This is a genomic window from Sphingobium sp. AntQ-1 (genome assembly GCF_028538045.1).
Classification (GTDB): domain Bacteria; phylum Pseudomonadota; class Alphaproteobacteria; order Sphingomonadales; family Sphingomonadaceae; genus Sphingobium; species Sphingobium cupriresistens.
Genome location: NZ_CP117158.1, coordinates 2,942,524 through 2,958,277, shown reverse-complemented (window position 1 = coordinate 2,958,277; position 15,754 = coordinate 2,942,524). Strand labels below are relative to the sequence as shown.

22 protein-coding genes are annotated in these 15,754 nt (G+C 60.0%); 21 read left to right on the top strand and 1 reads right to left on the bottom strand.

Annotated elements, in window-relative coordinates; genetic code table 11:
• Positions 1-2: 2 nt before the first annotated feature.
• From sphantq_RS14795 to sphantq_RS14690, 21 genes are all read left to right on the top strand, one after another.
• Entirely contained in the window at positions 3-284 is a 282-nt protein-coding gene (locus sphantq_RS14795; protein WP_272798855.1) for a head-tail connector protein, read from the top strand.
• Entirely contained in the window at positions 281-634 is a 354-nt protein-coding gene (locus tag sphantq_RS14790) for a phage head completion protein (RefSeq protein WP_272798854.1), read from the top strand. Before sphantq_RS14795 ends, sphantq_RS14790 begins: the two co-directional genes overlap by 4 nt.
• Before the next feature lie 907 nt (positions 635-1,541).
• Entirely contained in the window at positions 1,542-1,946 is a 405-nt protein-coding gene (locus sphantq_RS14785) for a hypothetical protein (RefSeq protein ID WP_272798853.1), read from the top strand.
• Between the two features lies 1 nt (position 1,947).
• Positions 1,948-2,346 carry a tail completion protein gp17 gene (gene gp17 / locus sphantq_RS14780; protein ID WP_272798852.1) on the top strand — a complete coding sequence of 133 codons (399 nt, stop codon included), beginning with the start codon at positions 1,948-1,950 and terminating at the stop codon, positions 2,344-2,346.
• 2 nt (positions 2,347-2,348) lie between these two features.
• A complete protein-coding gene (locus sphantq_RS14775) occupies positions 2,349-2,789 on the top strand; it encodes a phage tail tube protein (RefSeq protein ID WP_272798851.1) in 441 nt (146 codons plus the stop codon).
• The gene (locus sphantq_RS14770) at positions 2,789-3,196 is read left to right on the top strand and encodes a hypothetical protein (RefSeq protein WP_272798850.1); all 408 of its coding nucleotides are present in this window, start codon (positions 2,789-2,791) and stop codon (positions 3,194-3,196) included. The genes sphantq_RS14775 and sphantq_RS14770 overlap by 1 nt, the downstream gene beginning before the upstream one ends.
• Positions 3,197-3,306: 110 nt before the next feature.
• Positions 3,307-3,471 (top strand): hypothetical protein, encoded by a 165-nt coding sequence (locus sphantq_RS14765; protein WP_272798849.1) that lies wholly within the window; start codon positions 3,307-3,309, stop codon positions 3,469-3,471.
• A gap of 417 nt (positions 3,472-3,888) precedes the next feature.
• Entirely contained in the window at positions 3,889-4,302 is a 414-nt protein-coding gene (locus sphantq_RS14755; RefSeq protein ID WP_272798847.1) for a hypothetical protein, read from the top strand.
• Between the two features lie 87 nt (positions 4,303-4,389).
• A complete protein-coding gene (locus sphantq_RS14750; protein ID WP_272798846.1) occupies positions 4,390-5,013 on the top strand; it encodes an NUMOD4 motif-containing HNH endonuclease in 624 nt (207 codons plus the stop codon).
• A 9-nt stretch (positions 5,014-5,022) separates the two neighbouring features.
• Positions 5,023-7,383 carry a phage tail length tape measure family protein gene (locus tag sphantq_RS14745; protein ID WP_272798845.1) on the top strand — a complete coding sequence of 787 codons (2,361 nt, stop codon included), beginning with the start codon at positions 5,023-5,025 and terminating at the stop codon, positions 7,381-7,383.
• The gene (locus tag sphantq_RS14740; RefSeq protein ID WP_272798844.1) at positions 7,380-7,979 is read left to right on the top strand and encodes a hypothetical protein; all 600 of its coding nucleotides are present in this window, start codon (positions 7,380-7,382) and stop codon (positions 7,977-7,979) included. The genes sphantq_RS14745 and sphantq_RS14740 overlap by 4 nt, the downstream gene beginning before the upstream one ends.
• A complete protein-coding gene (locus sphantq_RS14735; RefSeq protein WP_272798843.1) occupies positions 7,980-8,588 on the top strand; it encodes a hypothetical protein in 609 nt (202 codons plus the stop codon).
• Entirely contained in the window at positions 8,578-8,988 is a 411-nt protein-coding gene (locus sphantq_RS14730) for a DUF6950 family protein (RefSeq protein ID WP_272798842.1), read from the top strand. Before sphantq_RS14735 ends, sphantq_RS14730 begins: the two co-directional genes overlap by 11 nt.
• Positions 8,985-10,595, top strand: a complete 1,611-nt coding sequence (locus tag sphantq_RS14725) for a hypothetical protein (protein WP_272798841.1) — start codon at positions 8,985-8,987, stop codon at positions 10,593-10,595. Before sphantq_RS14730 ends, sphantq_RS14725 begins: the two co-directional genes overlap by 4 nt.
• Positions 10,595-10,948 (top strand): PE-PGRS family protein, encoded by a 354-nt coding sequence (locus sphantq_RS14720; protein ID WP_272798840.1) that lies wholly within the window; start codon positions 10,595-10,597, stop codon positions 10,946-10,948. Before sphantq_RS14725 ends, sphantq_RS14720 begins: the two co-directional genes overlap by 1 nt.
• Before the next feature lie 23 nt (positions 10,949-10,971).
• Entirely contained in the window at positions 10,972-11,367 is a 396-nt protein-coding gene (locus sphantq_RS14715) for a hypothetical protein (RefSeq protein ID WP_272798839.1), read from the top strand.
• Positions 11,364-13,283, top strand: a complete 1,920-nt coding sequence (locus sphantq_RS14710; protein ID WP_272798838.1) for a hypothetical protein — start codon at positions 11,364-11,366, stop codon at positions 13,281-13,283. The genes sphantq_RS14715 and sphantq_RS14710 overlap by 4 nt, the downstream gene beginning before the upstream one ends.
• A gap of 143 nt (positions 13,284-13,426) precedes the next feature.
• The gene (locus sphantq_RS14705; RefSeq protein ID WP_272798837.1) at positions 13,427-13,570 is read left to right on the top strand and encodes a hypothetical protein; all 144 of its coding nucleotides are present in this window, start codon (positions 13,427-13,429) and stop codon (positions 13,568-13,570) included.
• 91 nt (positions 13,571-13,661) lie between these two features.
• A complete protein-coding gene (locus sphantq_RS14700; protein ID WP_272798836.1) occupies positions 13,662-14,078 on the top strand; it encodes a hypothetical protein in 417 nt (138 codons plus the stop codon).
• A gap of 1 nt (position 14,079) precedes the next feature.
• Positions 14,080-14,628 (top strand): glycoside hydrolase family 108 protein, encoded by a 549-nt coding sequence (locus sphantq_RS14695; RefSeq protein ID WP_272798835.1) that lies wholly within the window; start codon positions 14,080-14,082, stop codon positions 14,626-14,628.
• Positions 14,625-14,969, top strand: coding sequence for a hypothetical protein (locus tag sphantq_RS14690; protein WP_272798834.1), 345 nt, complete (start codon positions 14,625-14,627; stop codon positions 14,967-14,969). The genes sphantq_RS14695 and sphantq_RS14690 overlap by 4 nt, the downstream gene beginning before the upstream one ends.
• A gap of 373 nt (positions 14,970-15,342) precedes the next feature.
• On the opposite strand, the gene sphantq_RS14685 is transcribed toward sphantq_RS14690, so the two are convergent.
• Positions 15,343-15,738 (bottom strand): hypothetical protein, encoded by a 396-nt coding sequence (locus sphantq_RS14685; protein ID WP_272798833.1) that lies wholly within the window; start codon positions 15,736-15,738, stop codon positions 15,343-15,345.
• Between the last annotated feature and the right edge of the window lie 16 nt (positions 15,739-15,754).

The window sequence follows — 15,754 nt, the reverse complement described above, 5'->3', positions numbered from 1 at the left end:
GGATGGCGTCCCTGATCACCATGGAGGAGGCGAAGGACGCACTTCGCGTCCTTGATAACGACCATGATTCCGACATTGAGCTTAGGATGCACGCGGCTTCCGAAATAGTGATGCAATACGCCAACCAGTCGGACCCTGCATGGACCGACCAAACCGCGCCCTATCTGATCAAGGCGGCGATCATCCTGACCCTGCAAGACTTGTTCGCCTCCGAAGAAGCAACCGGGCTGACCGATGGCGTCAAGAATATCCTTCACCGCTGGCGTGATCCGGTGCTGGCATGAAGTCGCGCAACCGCCCCCACAAAATCGCCATCCAACGCCCCGGCACCCCGGTAGATGACACCTACACCACCATCCCCGGCGCATGGGCGACATGGTGCATGGAATATGCGGCGATCTACTACGGGACCGGCACAGAGCAGCGCCAGGCCGCACAGGAGCAGGCACAGCAGGCCGCGACGTTCGAGGTGCTGAGCAACAGCAAAACGCGGGCTGTCAGTGTCGGCGATCGGGTTTGCTATCCGGTGACGGACGCGAACCCGGACAACTGGCCCGCTTGGGATATCACCGCGCATAACGACCTTGGGTTTAATGACGGTGTTCGTCTGCTTGCAATTCGCAGCCAAACATGATTCAATCAAACGGGCCAAGAAGCTGCGCTAACAACTTCTCGGCCCTAACCGAAACGATCATGTGAGGATCGAATGGCTGCGGATGCTTTAGCGTCTGAGAAGACGTGCACCAAGTGCAATACGACAAAACCGGCAACCACCGAGCACTTTTACCGCCAAAGTGGCGGTAGCCTTGGCCTAAATGCTCGATGTAGAATGTGTTTAGTTGAGGCTAAACGAGAATTAAGGTCAAAACCAAAGGCGACAGGTAGCTTCGTTTGCGAAGACTGTAGAGTTGTCGCGCGCAAGGCGAGCAACAGGCAAAAGGTTTGCGCACCGTGCCGTAAAATTCGCCAAGACCGGATCAGCCGAGCGCGCAAAGCGCGGATCAAGGGAAAAGAGGCTTCGCGCCTTCGCCAATATAGAATTGAAAACATCGATTACATACGGTCTCGAGATAGCGCCTACAGGCAGAGAGTCCGTGAGAACGAGACGCCAGAGCAGAGAGAGGCCCGAAAACAGCGTCAGCGAAAAGCGGTGGCAAAGAATAGAACTCTAAACCCTCTTAGGCATCGCCTTCAATGCGCAATGCGCAGACGTTTACAGTCAAAGCTGTCACGCGGTTCGGCAAAGGAAGACTGGGCTACGGCTTTAGGATACTCATGGGCAGAACTAAAAATTCACCTTGAGCGGCAGTTTCTACCAAAAATGTCTTGGGAAAACATACACCTTTGGCACATTGACCACATCGTGCCAGATAGCAGTTTTTCTTATGAAAGCATTCATGACGAGGATTTTAAACTATGTTGGGCCTTGTCAAACTTGCGACCGCTTTGGGCGACAGAAAACATTCGGAAACAGGCGAAGCGGCTGTACTTGATATGAATGTCGTTCGGGCGGCTCGGTGATGGCACGCGGCGCGTCAAGCATGACGGGTTTCCGCGAGGCATCCCGGCAATTGAACGAAATGGGCAAGGCTGCGGCACGCGGCGTTGGGCGCAAGTCGCTTGGCGTCCCGGCTGAAATGCTGGCGCGCGGCGTTCGGTCCAATATCGCGCCGCATAATTTGAGCGGCGACACATACGAAAGCGTCGATGTCCTGCCAGGCAAAGCGAAGGGCGGCGTTGCTTTGGAGGTTGTCCTCCAAGACATCGCGGGCGTGCAGCTTGAGTTCGGCAATAGCGATCAGGCTGCGACCCCGGTTTTCCGGCCCGCGATCGACAGTGGCAAGGATCAACGGTTCAAAGCCTTCGCCGACGCCCTGATGATCGAAGCCGACGCGGCGATCATCCGCAAGGCAGCGCGCGACGCAAAGAAAGCGGCCAGGGGGTAGCATGGATTTTCAATCCGGCGTTCGCGCCCGCCTGCTGGCCAATAACACGGTCAGGGGGATTGTAGGCACGCGGGTTGATTGGATGACGCGGCCACAGAAAGCCGCGCTGCCCGCGATCAGCCTGCAAACGATCAGTGACCCCCGGCCCGACCATCTGAAAGGCGTTGACGGCGCGCGGGCGACGCTGGTCCAGTGCGATTGCTGGGCCGCAACCTATGCATCCGCGATGGCACTGGCGCAGGCCGCTATCGCCGCATTGCAGCCGCCCGCGACGATCAGCGGCAAGAAGTTCGGAAACGCCCGCGTCGATGCACAGCGCGACCTTGGCGAGAACATCGCAGACGGTTCTTTCATCCATCGGCAATCCGTCGATTTCATCATCTGGCACGTAGGAGATTAAACATGGCGGAAACGCAGGAAGCCAGCGTCGGCTGGGGTGGCGAGTTTCATTTCAACGACGGCACCGCGCTCTATGAGGCGGTCGAAGTGGTCAGCTTCACGCTGCCAAACCCCGAACACGAGGAAGTCGAATCGACGCACCTCAAGTCGGCAAACCGGTATCGCGAATATATCGACAGCCTGATCAACGGCGGCGAAGTTCAGGTCGTTCTCAATTATCGGCCGGGCTCCGACACCGATACCAAGCTGCTCGCTTGGCGGACCTCTCGCGCGATCCGCGCCATGGAATTTCATATCCCTGAAAGCGGCGTTGCATCTGTGGTCATCGAAACGACCGGCAAGTGCAACTCGATCGACCGCGGCGAAGTTTCTGCCGATGGCAAGATGGAAGCGACCGTCACCATTCGCATCGCTTCCGCCGATACGCAGGAAGCCGCTGCGTAATGGCCAGGATGCGCGGGGAATCTTCCTTCCTGACCGAGGCTGGGGACGAATATAAGATCATCCTCGACCTCTACGCTTTTGCGGAAGCGGAGGACGTGACCGGGTTGGGGCCGAATGAGCTTATGGCTGCCATGACGCCGGTTCTCGACGCCAAGGGTAAGGTGGTGAAGTCGCCGCCGCTCAAGGTCATCGGCGGATTGCTCTATGGGGGCCTGAAAACCGCGCATCCCGACATGACGCACGCCGATGCGATCCGCTTGCTCGGTGAGGGTGAAGTGGTCGGGGAAGCCATCGCCGCCGCAATGAGCGCGATCATGCCCAAAGCTGATCCGAGTGCGGAGGGAAAGGTGCAGCCGAGCCTTGGGACTGGGACGAAGCTCAGGAAGCGTGGGCAGCCCAAGGCCTAGAGCCTGAATCCTTCTGGCGTCAGACGTTCCGCAGCTACGCCAACGTCATGCGCGGGCGGGCGCGGGGCGAACGGGAACGCACGATAATCCTGGCGCATCAAATCGAAGCCATGGCGCGGGAAAAGCGTCTCAAGCCTCTCGCGAAATATCTCGACCAAGCAAAACCGAAACAGGCGGGCGGCGATAATTTCGCGGTCATTGCCATGTTCGAGGAATTGGCTGCCAAGGGCGGCAATGTGGTGATCAGGCGGGTCAAGCGTGCTAAGCCCGAATGATGCTTGCACTGATGACCAAAATCGTTTCCGCTGGGACAATGTTCGCCTGCACTCCGGTAGCGGTCTATGACGGCGATGGTCCGATATGGTGCAAGGAAGGCCCGAAGATTAGACTGGCGGGGATCGCCGCGCGGGAAATGAACGGAACATGCCGCGCCAATCAACCTTGCCCGAAGGCAGGGGCGGCGCAGTCTCGTGACTTTCTGGCGGCGCTTGTCGGCCAGAAGATCGGGCAGCGTAAAGAAGGTCATATCATTGTGCGCGGCCCCGTCCTGACATGCTTGTCTCAAGGCAACGGACGGGGCGCGCGAACAGCGGCATGGTGCAGGACACCGAAGGGCGTTGACCTATCCTGCGCTATGGTGAAGTCTGGTATGGCGCTCCGGTGGGCGCGGTATCAGGGGGATAGGGTCTGCCATGTCGGAGACGAAAAATAAGAAGAGCAATGTTGCCGGTTTAGCTGTTCTAGGGGTGGCAATTGTGCTTCTCGCGATGTGCGGGCGTGACGGTGGTTCAGAAGCCCCGACTATTGATTCTCCCGTCTTCAAAGACATCAATAACGGCATGGTTTTTTCTATGGTTTCTGCGCCGGGAATGGATGCAGAAAGATATTTGGAAGCTGCTCGATCACAATGCGAAGGTAAGCAAATTTGCCAAGTCATCGCATGGAACGATGCCGAAAATGCGGGAACAGCAATGCCGTTGCTGGATCGGGAGGCCCAAGCTGTAGTATTTAATTACTCACTTAACCGGACTACAGGATTTGAGCAGGCTCTTTGGCGCTGCACAAAGTTCAAACGCCCGAACAAGGGCCAATGCCTTGCGGATTAACGCTTTCTGATGTAAAAAATTCGGACCGGGCGAGCGCTACCAACGCCAACCCGGTCCTAACCAACCGCTTCTGTCTAGGAGAGCGATATGGCTGAGCAATCAGTAACGATTATTTACGTCTGTGAGAAGTGCCAAAGCCGCCGGTCGAAAGCTCCAGACCGCGCGCCGCCGCTAAATCTTGATGGCGAGGTATGGCTGCCCGTCAAGGGCTTTGAAGGTTTCTACGAGGCTAGCTCAGCTGGCCGGATTAGGTCGGTTGATAGAGTTGTCGCTCAAAAAGACCGAAAGCCACGGCGATACAGCGCAAAGATACTAAGCCTGAAAGCTAGAGATTACGGATACTATCAGGTTTCATTGTGCAGGGAAAACACAGCAACCCGCTCTTATGTTCACCGGATCGTATGCGAAACCTTCCACGGCCCAGCTAAGCATGCGCGCATGGAAGTTGCCCACGGTGACGGCAACAGATTGAACAATGCCGCCGCTAATTTGCGATGGGTAACATCAGAACAGAATAGCAAAGACATGCAGCGTCACGGCACTTGGAACCGTGGCGATAGATCTCGCATGGCTAAACTTGATGACGAAAAGGTCCGGTATATTCGCTCAGCTACGAGTGAATCGTCCGCTTCTCTAGGAAGAAAATTCGGCGTTTCTGCCCCGACCATTCGCGAAATTCGCCTTGGACGGAAGTGGAAGCACGTGATGTAGGAGGCTGCTATGGCAAATGGTCAAGGGCAAGGGGTCGTTCTTGGCTTTTTGAAATACATCCTCGGATTCGACAGCCTCGCCTTTCAGGAGGGCGTTGGCGATGCTGAAAAGCGGCTCAAGTCTGCTCAGAAGTCGATGGCGAAGACGGCTGATCGCTTCAAAACCATCGGATCCGTGATGACCGTTGGCATTACCGGCCCGCTTATCGCACTGGCTGCCAAGACTGTGCAGGGGGCGAAGTCTCAGGCAGCAGCGGTCGCTCAGGTTGACGCTGCGATCAAGTCGATGGGCAACACCGCCGGGCTTTCGTCCGAAAAACTCGCCAAGTTCGCCGACAAGCTGGAAATGAATAGCCTGATCGATGCAGACGAGATTCTGCAGAAGTCAACGGCAAACCTGCTGACATTCGGCAATGTGGCTGGCGAGAATTTCCTAAAGGCACAGCAGGCGGCGGTTGACCTCGCCACGCGCATGGGCGGGGATTTGCAGGGCGCTACCCTGATGGTCGGCAAGGCGCTTAACGACCCGATCAAGGGTCTAACCGCACTGTCTCGCGCAGGTATTCAGTTCACTGCTCAGCAAAAAGAGCAGATCAAGGCCATGCAGGAAGGCGGCGATACCGCTGGCGCGCAGGCGATCATGCTGGCTGAATTGAACAAGCAGTTCGGTGGCGCGGCGGAGGCTGCTGCGAAGGCTGAACCGATGCGCCAAGTGATGGTCAAGCTGGGCCAGGCTGGCGACGCGATCGGCGAAAAGCTGCTCCCGATTATCCCTGTGCTGGCGGACTATATCGGCAAACTGCTGGACGCCTTCACCGGGCTATCGCCGGAAGCGCAGAAGTTTCTAATCATTGCCACCGGCATTGCCGCCGCCGCCGGGCCTGTGGCGCTGGCGTTCGGCGGGCTCCTGTCCGGCGTTTCCAATATCCTGCCCCTCCTGCCCCAGCTTACGACTGCATTGGGCGCGGGTGCTGGTATGACCGGCGTTCTCATCCCCCTGGCCGCTGCTGTTGGCGCAGTCTATCTGGCCTATAAGAATTGGGACAAGATCGGTCCATGGATCGATGGCGTGGCAGAGCGCACCACCGCCGCCTACAACGCCATCGACGGCAAGCTCCGCGAGATTCAGGCAGCAGCAGACGCGCATGACAAGCGCTTTGGCATTCCAAGCCGCAGTGATTTTCAGAAGTCGATCGGCGACGCCCTGAAAGATGCCGTTCGCACAGGCGACGCTAATCTTGCCGCAATCCAGAAATGGGCCGATGACTTTGACGCCGCTTTCCTGCGGATGGCCCGGTCGGCGGGTGACAGTTTCAGCAAAATGCATCAATCTGCGGTGGAATGGACATCGCGTATGGTGGCTGATGTGCGCCACTGGTTGGTCGATTCCCTCGCGGGCGTCTGGAAGTCGATCACCGGCAGCATCCAGACGGTCGCCGACAAGTTCAAGTGGCTTTGGGACGTGGTTGTCGGACATAGCTATGTCCCTGACCTCGTTGATGGTGTCGCGACAGAATTTGCGCGGCTTGATAGCGTCATGGTCGATCCGACCACCAAGGCCACGCAGACGGCTGCCGATCACTTCAAGGCCATGCAGGCCCGTATCAGCGGCATCTTGGAAGAACTGTTCCCCGCCACCAAAGCCTATCGCGAAGAACTGGAAAAGCTGGCGCTGATCGAGGCTGATACGACGCTGGCCCCGGCGGTTAGGGACGCGGCGGTGATGAAGCAGCGCTTCCGCGTCTCCGATGCCCAGCGCGAAGCCAATCAGGAAACCGCGATCCCCGATGTGGTGCCGATCGCTGGCGCGCTGGATGAAGCATGGGCGACCGTTGCCCGCGCTGGCGAGACGGCGGCGAAGAATATCCAGGCCGCGAATGAGGTTGCTGGGCAGTCCTTTGTGGACATGGCCAACAAGTCCCTGAACGCCCTTTCCAACCTGGCCCAGTCGATCAAGAGCGGCGGGATATTGGATATTCTGTCCAGCGCCTTCAACGCTTTTGGCCAGATCGCGCAGAGCGGCATCCTTGGCAAAGGCCTCGCCGGTTCGTTCGCCAATTTCACCGCCATCTCTGGTTTCCGCGCGAACGGCGGGCCGGTGACGGGCGGCAAATCCTATGTCGTTGGCGAGCGCGGGCCGGAAATGTTCACGCCTTCGCGGTCGGGTTACGTCCATGCGAATGGCGCAAACGACAACAGCGGACGCGGCGGCAGCGTCCGCATCGAAGTGGTCGAAGGCGCGCTATTCCGGCCTGTCGTTACTCAAATCTCCGGCGGCGTATCAGCGCAGACCGTGGCCAGTGCCGCGCCCTCTATCAGCGGCGGGACACAAAAAGCCATCGGCCGCGCGAATAGTCGCCGCCTCGCATGATCACGCTTCCCGAAGGCGCTATTCCCAATAGCGCGCAACCTACCCTGCTGGACTTCGGCGGGATCATCCGGCCATCAACCGGCGCGAAGATCCTGCGTCTCGATCGCGGAGGCAATCGCTACCGGGTCGCGATGACCCTGCCTATCCGTTCGGGCGAGGATGCGCGCCGGGTGGTGTCTCGGTTGCTGGCTGCAAAGTCCGAAGGGTTGAAAGTCGAGTACCCGCTGCAAGGCGTCTATCAGGGGACGCCCGGCAGCTTTGTGGTCGATGGCGCTGGGCAGTCCGGCAACGCGATCCTGCTGCGCGGTGGGACGCCTCACTATGCGGCGAAGGAAGGCTTTTGGCTGACTATCCACGACGGCGACGCAACGACGCAAGGCTACCTGCACAACGTCAAAGCGCAGTCGATTGCGGATGGCAGCGGCTACATGGAACTGATCGTCACCCCGAACCTGCGCATCCCGTTCCCCAACGGCGCGCATGTCGAACTGGCAAAGCCCACGATCGAAGGCTTGGTCGATGGCGATGTGAGTTGGTCGCTCGCGATAGGCGAATTGGTCGATAGCCTGAGTTTCGTGGTTGAGGAGGCGGAATAGATGGATCGCATCTTCCTGTCTGGCCTCATGGAAATGCAGCTTCGCGATGGCCGCAATATCCGCCTGTGCGATGGCGGCTTTCTGGAATTTGGCGGCAACACCTATCGCAGCAGCGATCCGGATTTTGGCACGATCGGCTCTATGGAGGCTTTCAGCGAGGGCGTCGGGGATAGCGTGCCCGCGTTCAAGCTGACGTTCCTGCCCGCCTCCACCGCCGCCGCCTCGGATATTTCCGCGCCGGGGATGCAAGGCTCGATCGCGCGCTTCTGGATCGCAGAGGTGGACGCTGATACCGGCCTGATCATTGGCGATCCTGACCTGATGTTCGACGGCCAGATTGATCAAACGATTCTGCGCATCGGCAAGAGCAAGCGCGAACTCGACATTGATTTCGTATCCACCGCCGAACGCCTGTTTTCGATCAACGAAGGCAACAGCCTGAACCCGCGCTTTCACAAGGTGGTCAACCCCGGCGAGCTGGGCGAGGACAATGCGACGGGGCTGGGCGTCTCGGTCGCCTGGGGCGTGGAGGCGCAGGGGACCGCTTCATTGACCGGACTGAGTGCCGCCCGCGCCGCCGTCAACGGATCGCGTATCAATGCTTTCTAGCGTTGAGCGGGCAGCGGCCACCCGCAAGACGCTGGCGAAATACCGAACCCTGCCTTTCGACTGGTCCAAGCGCGCGACCTGTATCCACCTGGCGCGCTATCATCTGCGCAACATGGGCCATCGGCCACCGGCGATCCCTGACTTTCGGTCGGCCTTGGGGGCGAAGCGCGCGCTGGAAAAGACGGGGTTCGCGGATATGGCGGCTTTGCTTGACAGCCTTCTGCCCAGCATCGCGCCCGCGTCGGCATGGGTCGGCGACCTGGCTGTGCTGGAGGGCGGAGAAGGCTTTGACAGCATCGTCATCCATGCGGGCGGCAAATGGCTTGGCTATCACATGGATGACCTGGGCGGCCTTAAGCCGCTGGTCGTGACGGAAATAAAGGGGGCGTGGCGCGCATGAGCGGGACGCTTCGAAAGGTCGCGTTGATTGCTGGCGCGGTGGCATTGGTCGCGAGCGGGGTCGGCGCGGCGTTGGGGCCAGCGGCGGCAGGCGCAGCAGGTAGCGCGGGCGTCGGTGGCCTGTCGATCACCTCCCTTGCCACCTACGCGAGCCTTGCCGCAACTGTCGCCAGTGTCGGCGCGCAACTGACCGCGAAAAAACCGAATGCGAAAGGATCTGTCAGCAGCGTCACGATCGACACCGATGCGCTTTCCCCATATCTGATCGGCCGGACTTACGCGGGTGGCGTCCTCCGTCACGATGTCGGCTACGGCGCGACGCTGAGCAAGGTCAAGAACCCCTACCGCGGTATGCCGATCGTCTATTCGGTCGCCGGCCCGCTCGAAGCGCTGGAGGGGGCGTATCTCGATTTCAAGCTGATCCCGTTCAGCGGGACGGCGGCGACGGGCTATTATGCGGGGTTCCTCTATCGCGACTTCCGACTCGGCCTGACGCCCGACACCGCCTTGACGCCCAACTGGCCTGGAATGCCAAATTGGGGAACCGACTATAAGCTGTCCGGCAAGGCGTCGATCCTGTGGAACCTGAAATTCGACAAGAAGGCCAAGCGGTTTTCGTCCGGCGTCCCGATCCAGGGCGCGGTCTGGAAGGGCGTCAAATGCTACGATCCGCGCAAGGATGACACTTATCCCGGCGGGATCGGCGCGCATCGGATCGACAATCGCGCCACATGGGAATGGTCAGAATGTCCCGGCCTGCACGCGCTGAAATACGCGCTTGGCAGCTACCAGAACGGGATCAAGATTTTCGGCGTCGGGCTGCCGGTCGCGGGGATCATGGTCGAGCATTTCATTGCCCTGGCCAACGTCTGCGATGCCAACGGCTGGAAGGTTGGCGGCGTGATATTCGAGCCGGGCGATCGATGGGCAAACCTGAAAGACATTCTCCAGGCCGGGGGCGCGGAACCGCTGTTTATCGGCGGCAAGCTGGGCCTGAAAATCAATGCGCCGCGCGTCTCGCTGGACACGGTAACGCCCGCCGATCTGGCCGATGACGATGCCGAAGTCACGGCGATGCAGTCATGGCGGGACCGGCGCAACGGGATCATCCCCAAGTATCGCAGCGAAGCCAACAAGTGGGACTATGTGCAGTCCGACATGGTGCAGGTTGCCGATTATGTAACCGAGGACGGCGAGGAAAAGAACGAGGAACGCCAGTATAATCTAGTCCAGGACAAGGACCATGCAGCACAGCTTGCGGGCTATGAGCTTGTCAACGGCCGCGAGCGCTTTCCGCTGGTTATCCCGTGCAAGCCGCGCCTCCGCAAATATGGGCCGGGCGACATGCTGACGCTCGAACTGCCGGACCATGATCTGGACGGCGTTGACGCGGTGATCGTGGATCGCAGCATGGACCCGGCAACCATGGTGGTGACGCTGACATTCATGGAGGAGACGCCGGGCAAACATGCCACCGTTCTGGCGTTGACCGGCACCGCGCCGCCGCCGCCTGATCTTGTGGACCCGGCCGATCGGGATGACCTGATCTCTGGAATCGAAGAGCCGGATGACATGGATGGCGGCGATGCAACGACGGAGGTCGAATAATGGCCCTCGTTAAATTCCGCATCCGCCGCGACACATCGGCTAATTGGACCACCGTTAACCCTGTGCTTGCGCTGGGCGAACCGGGCTTAGAAACGGACACGCGCCGAACCAAATATGGCGACGGCGCGACGGCCTGGACCGGTCTGTCATATTCGGTTTCATCCGTATCTTGGGGCGGAATCGACGGCACCCTTTCTGATCAAACAGACCTGCAAACCGCTTTGGACGGCAAGCAAGACGATTCCGCAAATCTGACCGCAATAGCAGCAGCGACGCCGATCGCAGACGGCCCGCACACGGCTGGCGGTATCACGATCACGACAGTCGGCGGCATCATCACCGCCATCGCCTGACCCCTCCATTCCCCGGAGCCATCATGACAATCACCCGCGATCTATACGCGGCGCGAAACCTCGACTTCGCGCCGGTGCTGGAACTTGACTATTCGGGCGCAGAGTTGCCGCTGACAGGTGCCACCGCCTCGATGCAGGTTCGTCTCTATGCTGGCGCGCCCGATGCGCCCCTCGCGGAAGACGTGGACGTGACCTTCTCGGACGCCCCGCACGAAACCGACCCGGCACTGCGCACACTCACCGTTGAGCCAAAGATCGTCAAAGCCACGCTCGCTGCTCTGCCAACCGGCCTGAACAAACCCGAGGTCGGTGAGGCCGACCGATATGAATACGAAATCAAGCTGACCTACTCGGACGAGGCGCAAGACCTCCTCTGGGCTGGCGGCTTCTACCTCGAACCTGGAGTGGACCGCACATGAGCATGCAAACGCCTATTCGTGATCGCGCGCGCGGGCTGCGCGGGCCGGGGTTGACCAGTGATGACCGAGCTGAACTCGACGCCAAGACTGACGCCGCATCCGCCAGTGCCGACGACGCCGAAGCATCCGCCGCATCCGCGAGTGCAGACGCCCTCGCCGCTGCCGTCGCGCGGGACCAAGCCGCAAGCCTCATCCTGCCGCAAAACATCTTCGCCACCGGAACGCTCGCTGATGCCGAGGCTGCGGTTTCGGTCGGGACGATCTTCAAGTGGGTGCACGACGGTCTTTCCGATGTGCGCAAGCGGACCTCGGGTGGGTCGGAATTGCTTTATACAGAGGCCACCACCGCCGCCCTCGCCTCCCCCGACCCGGACAAGGGCGCAGCGTTGATGGCCTACCGCGCGCCTTATGCGGACGCTGTACCAGAAACCCTCGCAAAAATCCTTGGCCGAACGGTTTGGATTGAGCAGTTCGGAGCGGAGGCGAACAATCCTGCTTTTGACAATCGCGATATGATCCTGCGCGCCCTTCATAGCGGCGCGAAGACGGTTTTGGCAGGCAAGGGCAATTTCTTCACCACACCTCTATTCCCCGATCGTCGCGCCGACAACGTGACATTCCTCGGACAAGGCTACGAAACCTGTCTGTGCCTCATGGGCGATTATTCGGGCGGCGTCGGCAATCAGCGCGCCGTCTTGAGTGTTGCCGCGCCCGGTGATCCATATGGCGGCGGCGCAGTCGAGGGGCCGCATAATTTTCTCGTAGATCAGATGCGCTTTTACGGCGGAACCGCGACTGGCGACGACGCCACCTCGACGGTCGGCTTCCGCTCACATTCGCAAAATGGCGGCGGGTTCGGTAAAATCTGGACGCACGGCTTCACGAAGCATGGTGTTCTGATCGCGGGTGCGCCTACCGATTTTGACGGCGGTACGTTGGTCACTTTCGATAACGGTAATCGTCCGGGATTGACAACGAGCGCGCAGGGCATCGGCATCGCCTGCCCGACTATCACCGACCCCACGGTCATCACTCTGGACCGCGTGATTTCGCACGAAAACGGTCGGGCCAACAACGGCTTCGGGATAGATTTTGCCTCCGGCGCAGCGACCGTCAACAGCATCTCCACACGCGACAACGGCATCAGTTCGTTCAAGGTGGCTGGTTCGCCGGGTCAAAAGATCATCATTGGGCAGGCGGTTTCCAACAACGATCACGCTGGGATAAGTTCGGGATCGCCTTGCGTATGGTCGAACGCCGATTTTGAGTTGCTTCAGATTGGGATTCTTACGGTCACAAATTTCGGCGGCGGGACCGGCTTGTCTATCAAACACAGCGGTCGCGTCAAAATCGGCACAAGCTATTTTGCCGATATATCGGGATTAGGTATCGAAGCAGGCGCAGAGGGCAAGACGATAGACCTCGATATTGGGTCCGCCAGCGTATATCGGGCCGGTGTGATGGGCGTTTCGATGCTGGGATCCGGCGCACGCCTTTCAGCACGCTATGGCCGGATTTATACGGAAGATACCGAGCAATTCGGTCTTTATTCGACCGCTCATACATTTCACGCGGACAGCTTTGAGAGCAAAAATTGCGGCACGACATATGCAGCGCAATTCGCCGGAACACCGGATAGCGTCTATGTTGGGTCTGCCGTTATGCATCATGACACATCGACAACCTCAGCTATGCGGATTGTTGATACCGTCAATGGCACGGCCCGCATCGTCTCAGCGCGTGCGACGGGAAGTTATGCCGGGGCGGTATTGGATAGTGCCGGGTCAAACATCTTGCCGTTTAGCCGTGGCGCGTCGGTGGGCGTGCCGACCGGGGGCGCGACCGTGGACGCCGAAGCGCGAGCAAAGCTCAATGAACTGATCGTTTCGCTCCGAGCGGCGAGATTGATCCGGTGATGTTGCGACAGCCCAAGCAGTCCTTCGTGAGGTGGGCCGCCGCCCCTGTGCCTGGGTATCAGGCGGGGATGGCGGGGCGATGAATGGGGCGGCACATCATGCCGAAGCCGGATGATGACAGAGCCATGTCGAAAGGGCCGTCAATGAACCACGACGAATGGGATCTGATGGCCGAGACGCTGGAGGAGGGCGATGTGGTCATCCACAACCCCGTTCCAGACGGCGCGACCTATGCCGACGAGGCTGTGTCCACCCGCGCCGATGGCGGTCTTGAGGCGCAGCCATGACCGACGAACCAACCGCCGCGCAATGGCTGATGGGAGGTGGCGAGCAATGACGATCAGCGCCAGCATGGCATCACAAAAGGGAGGCGCTGGAATGTCGCCATGGTTTGAGGCGGCAATCGACCGCTACGGGTGGATATGGATTGGCCTCACGTTCGGGTTCGCCGCCAAATATGCGCTGCTGCTGAAACAGGGCGTTCGGATCAGGCCGGTGCTGGTTTTCGCGGATCTTCTGATCCTGCCGATGGTCGCCCTGATCGCCTATTGGGTGATTACGCAGGCTGGCGTCAAAGGCGAGGGTTCGGCGCTCCTAACCGCTGCGGCGACCGTGTGCGCCGACCGTATCGTCAAACTCTACACAGAGCGGTTCATGCGCCAGGTGGACGCCCTGATTGCCGATGAGGCATCGCGGCGGAAAGCGATCATCCGCGAGGAAATGCAGACCGAATTGAGCGCGGAACGCTTCGTGCAGGACGTCGCGTCCGGCAAGCGGCCGATGGGAGGGGAATGATATGACCATCGACAAGCAGATTGACGAGGTGATCCGCCGCGAAGGCGGTTATGTGAACCATCCGAACGATCGCGGCGGCCCGACCAATTGGGGCATCACGCAGCAGGTTGCCCGCGCCTATGGCTATGCTGGCGATATGCAAGCCCTGCCGCGTTCGGCCGCCGTCAACATCTATAAGACGCGTTACTGGACCGGCCCGAAGTTCGATCAGGTGGCCGCGCTATGCCCAGCGATCGGCGACGAACTGTTCGATACCGGGATCAACATGGGGACCGGGGCGGCGGGCAAGTTTCTGCAACGCGCGCTCAATGTGCTGAATCGCGGCGCGGTCGATTATCCCGACCTCACAGTAGACGGCAATGTCGGCCCTATGACGCTGGCCGCCCTCAAAGCCTACATGGCCAAGCGCGGGGTGGCGGGGGGTGAAGTGCTGCGGAAGGCGCTTGATGGACTCCAGTGCGCTCGCTACGTCGAGATTGCGGAGGCATCGCAGAGCCAAGAGGCTTTTGCTTATGGCTGGATCGCAAATCGGGTGGGGGCGCTGACATGAGCCGCGACTGGCTCCCCGATCGCGCAGTCCTGTTCACGGTTGGCGCTGGCCTTGTGGCGGTACTGTTCGCCATCGTCATCGGCATATTCAACGTCGATCCTGTCCCGGCTGGCGCTGAGGGCATCCCCAATTGGGCGGAAAACGTCCTTGTCGCGATGGCAACGGGTGCGCTGCTCAAGATCGGCGATGTCATTTCTGCCGTCGTGGCGCTGTCCAGCAATCGCCAGGTCGAGCGGCTTGGAACGCAGCTTGGCCAGTCGTCCCCTCTCGGTGATGTCCCGCAGCCGGTCGTGATCGACCAGCCTCCCGGAAAGCCTGTACCTGTGGACCAGCAGCCATGACCCCCGACCTCGCAAAAGGCATCTTCGTCGGCCTGTTCATGGCGGCGGCGATCGGCGTGGGTTGCGCTGCGATCGTGGCCAATGTGTTTTGGAAAGGGATGCGATGATCCGCCTGGCCTTCGTCCCGCTCGCTATAATCGCATGGCTCCCCATCCTCCTCCTGCTAACCGGCTGCACCACGCTCCAGCCCTACGCCACCTGCGACACAGCGCGCATTGCGGCCCAGCTCGCTACGGCGGCTATGGCGCGGATTTGTCCGATGACGGTGCGTTAGACGGCAGCATAATGCTGGATCTCCGTTAGCGCTTGGCCGCCCTCAGCCCAAGCGACGGGGATGCCACCCTGAATTAATCGGAAGCGTTGACGTTGCATGTCACCCCTCTCGCACGGTGGGCGCGGAGGGGAGGCCACGCATCGGGGTCACATTGTTCAGCACTTCATAGCCGCGCTGACTGCCGAGATAGTCCATCCACATCAGCCAGTGGTCGCGGCAATAATGGATGTCCGCCGCCACCCCCTTGCTATGCTCGTCGCACAAGTGCCGGTCGCAGGTTTTGCCGTCGCCTACCGGATAGTCGCATAGGTTTTCGCCCGGCGCTGAACATTCTGTGCAATGCGGGCCAAGGTCGCCGTGGATGAACATGCGGTCGCCCGCTGTGATAGCTGCCTGCGCCGCATAGTGATCGTATGAGCCGAGATAGCCCATCTGCACCCATGTGCGCCACTCCTCGACGCTCGGCGGTTTCAGTTTGACGATATATGTCTGCATTAGCCATCCCTCCCCT

Excerpts from the sequence above, each read along its gene's own strand:
- sphantq_RS14720 (WP_272798840.1), top strand. The coding sequence starts at position 10,595 with ATGGCCCTCGTTAAATTCCGCATCCGCCGCGACACATCGGCTAATTGG.
- sphantq_RS14755 (WP_272798847.1), top strand. The coding sequence starts at position 3,889 with ATGTCGGAGACGAAAAATAAGAAGAGCAATGTTGCCGGTTTAGCTGTT.
- sphantq_RS14745 (WP_272798845.1), top strand. The coding sequence starts at position 5,023 with ATGGCAAATGGTCAAGGGCAAGGGGTCGTTCTTGGCTTTTTGAAATAC.
- sphantq_RS14730 (WP_272798842.1), top strand. The coding sequence starts at position 8,578 with ATGCTTTCTAGCGTTGAGCGGGCAGCGGCCACCCGCAAGACGCTGGCG.
- sphantq_RS14740 (WP_272798844.1), top strand. The coding sequence starts at position 7,380 with ATGATCACGCTTCCCGAAGGCGCTATTCCCAATAGCGCGCAACCTACC.
- sphantq_RS14715 (WP_272798839.1), top strand. The coding sequence starts at position 10,972 with ATGACAATCACCCGCGATCTATACGCGGCGCGAAACCTCGACTTCGCG.
- sphantq_RS14765 (WP_272798849.1), top strand. The coding sequence starts at position 3,307 with ATGGCGCGGGAAAAGCGTCTCAAGCCTCTCGCGAAATATCTCGACCAA.
- sphantq_RS14795 (WP_272798855.1), top strand. The coding sequence starts at position 3 with ATGGCGTCCCTGATCACCATGGAGGAGGCGAAGGACGCACTTCGCGTC.
- sphantq_RS14700 (WP_272798836.1), top strand. The coding sequence starts at position 13,662 with ATGTCGCCATGGTTTGAGGCGGCAATCGACCGCTACGGGTGGATATGG.
- sphantq_RS14790 (WP_272798854.1), top strand. The coding sequence starts at position 281 with ATGAAGTCGCGCAACCGCCCCCACAAAATCGCCATCCAACGCCCCGGC.
- sphantq_RS14685 (WP_272798833.1), bottom strand. The coding sequence starts at position 15,738 with ATGCAGACATATATCGTCAAACTGAAACCGCCGAGCGTCGAGGAGTGG.
- sphantq_RS14735 (WP_272798843.1), top strand. The coding sequence starts at position 7,980 with ATGGATCGCATCTTCCTGTCTGGCCTCATGGAAATGCAGCTTCGCGAT.
- sphantq_RS14775 (WP_272798851.1), top strand. The coding sequence starts at position 2,349 with ATGGCGGAAACGCAGGAAGCCAGCGTCGGCTGGGGTGGCGAGTTTCAT.
- sphantq_RS14690 (WP_272798834.1), top strand. The coding sequence starts at position 14,625 with ATGAGCCGCGACTGGCTCCCCGATCGCGCAGTCCTGTTCACGGTTGGC.
- sphantq_RS14705 (WP_272798837.1), top strand. The coding sequence starts at position 13,427 with ATGAACCACGACGAATGGGATCTGATGGCCGAGACGCTGGAGGAGGGC.
- sphantq_RS14785 (WP_272798853.1), top strand. The coding sequence starts at position 1,542 with ATGACGGGTTTCCGCGAGGCATCCCGGCAATTGAACGAAATGGGCAAG.
- sphantq_RS14750 (WP_272798846.1), top strand. The coding sequence starts at position 4,390 with ATGGCTGAGCAATCAGTAACGATTATTTACGTCTGTGAGAAGTGCCAA.
- sphantq_RS14710 (WP_272798838.1), top strand. The coding sequence starts at position 11,364 with ATGAGCATGCAAACGCCTATTCGTGATCGCGCGCGCGGGCTGCGCGGG.
- sphantq_RS14695 (WP_272798835.1), top strand. The coding sequence starts at position 14,080 with ATGACCATCGACAAGCAGATTGACGAGGTGATCCGCCGCGAAGGCGGT.
- gp17 (WP_272798852.1), top strand. The coding sequence starts at position 1,948 with ATGGATTTTCAATCCGGCGTTCGCGCCCGCCTGCTGGCCAATAACACG.
- sphantq_RS14725 (WP_272798841.1), top strand. The coding sequence starts at position 8,985 with ATGAGCGGGACGCTTCGAAAGGTCGCGTTGATTGCTGGCGCGGTGGCA.
- sphantq_RS14770 (WP_272798850.1), top strand. The coding sequence starts at position 2,789 with ATGGCCAGGATGCGCGGGGAATCTTCCTTCCTGACCGAGGCTGGGGAC.